Below are 1311 nucleotides of genomic sequence, written 5' to 3'. Positions count from 1 at the left end.
TGTTGTTGATTTACATAAACCAACACGCTTGACGTTTTGTTTAGTTTTCAAAGAACTCAAATCAAATATTGGTGGAGCCTAGCGGGATCGAACCGCTGACCTCCTGCGTGCAAGGCAGGCGCTCTCCCAGCTGAGCTAAGGCCCCAATTTGTTATAGAAATGGTCGGGAAGACAGGATTTGAACCTGCGACCCCCTGGTCCCAAACCAGGTGCTCTACCAAGCTGAGCCACTTCCCGTCATATATGGCGCGCCCGAGAGGAGTCGAACCCCTAACCTTTTGATCCGTAGTCAAACGCTCTATCCAATTGAGCTACGGGCGCAACATATGTTTATACTTTTATTGATTTAAAAAGTATGGTGCCGAGGACCGGAATCGAACCGGTACGGTAGTCACCTACCGCAGGATTTTAAGTCCTGTGCGTCTGCCAGTTCCGCCACCCCGGCAATACATGAAGATTTTGGAGCGGAAGACGGGATTCGAACCCGCGACCCCCACCTTGGCAAGGTGGTGTTCTACCACTGAACTACTTCCGCAACAAATGTATTGCAAACTTCATATTTTTGAATTGGTGCGGATGAAGGGAGTCGAACCCCCACGCCGTAAGGCGCTAGATCCTAAGTCTAGTGCGTCTGCCAATTCCGCCACATCCGCGTGTAAATGGTGAGCCATGAAGGACTCGAACCTTCGACCCTCTGATTAAAAGTCAGATGCTCTACCGACTGAGCTAATGGCTCGGTACAAATGGTGCCGGCTATAGGATTTGAACCCACGACCTACTGATTACAAGTCAGTTGCTCTACCAACTGAGCTAAGCCGGCATATTAAGATAAATTACTAATTAAAAAGATTGCTGATACTGTCGTCCCAATCTCAGGAAGCTTATTCAAGCTGCTGTTCGATTGGTACGCTGAAGCTTTCGCTCCGAAGATTATTCCGACGTGCTCTACCAACTGAGCTAAGCCGGCATATGAATGTTTTTACTAATGTGAATTTCTATGGTGGAGGATGACGGGATCGAACCGCCGACCCCCTGCTTGTAAGGCAGGTGCTCTCCCAGCTGAGCTAATCCTCCGGATTAATAAAGCCTGGCAACGTCCTACTCTCACAGGGACAAAGTCCCAACTACCATCGGCGCTGAAGAGCTTAACTTCCGTGTTCGGAATGGGAACGGGTGTGACCTCTTCGCCATCATTACCAGACTAGTTTTTTTGTCACTAATAAGTAGCGACTTTTTTTATTATACTGATTTTACAAAGAAAATCAAGAGGAATTTTTTTATTGTTCCCTCAAAACTAGATAGGATCGTATG

The 1311-nt window shown here is 47.4% G+C and carries 9 tRNA genes and 1 rRNA gene; all 10 read right to left on the bottom strand.

Annotated features, from left to right (window positions below):
* Positions 1–69 precede the first annotated feature (69 nt).
* The 10 genes from LT143_RS20345 to rrf all read right to left on the bottom strand — a co-directional run bounded on the left by LT143_RS20345 (position 70) and on the right by rrf (position 1201).
* Positions 70–145, bottom strand: a tRNA-Ala gene (locus LT143_RS20345).
* A 15-nt stretch (positions 146–160) separates the two neighbouring features.
* Positions 161–237: transfer RNA gene (locus LT143_RS20340), tRNA-Pro, on the bottom strand.
* Between the two features lie 7 nt (positions 238–244).
* Positions 245–321, bottom strand: a tRNA-Arg gene (locus LT143_RS20335).
* A gap of 35 nt (positions 322–356) precedes the next feature.
* Positions 357–445, bottom strand: a tRNA-Leu gene (locus LT143_RS20330).
* 15 nt (positions 446–460) lie between these two features.
* Positions 461–535: transfer RNA gene (locus LT143_RS20325), tRNA-Gly, on the bottom strand.
* A 33-nt stretch (positions 536–568) separates the two neighbouring features.
* A tRNA-Leu gene (locus LT143_RS20320) sits at positions 569–653 on the bottom strand.
* Between the two features lie 7 nt (positions 654–660).
* Positions 661–736 (bottom strand) — tRNA-Lys (locus LT143_RS20315).
* A gap of 8 nt (positions 737–744) precedes the next feature.
* Positions 745–820, bottom strand: a tRNA-Thr gene (locus LT143_RS20310).
* Between the two features lie 178 nt (positions 821–998).
* A tRNA-Val gene (locus tag LT143_RS20305) sits at positions 999–1074 on the bottom strand.
* An 11-nt stretch (positions 1075–1085) separates the two neighbouring features.
* Positions 1086–1201 (bottom strand): 5S ribosomal RNA (gene rrf / locus LT143_RS20300).
* Positions 1202–1311: the final 110 nt, after the last annotated feature.

Origin of the sequence: Bacillus pinisoli, assembly GCF_023036475.1 — a bacterium.
Taxonomy (GTDB): domain Bacteria; phylum Bacillota; class Bacilli; order Bacillales; family SA4; genus Bacillus_BS; species Bacillus_BS pinisoli.
The sequence above is the reverse complement of the archived record's forward strand: the minus strand, read 5'-3'. Positions and strand labels throughout refer to the sequence as shown.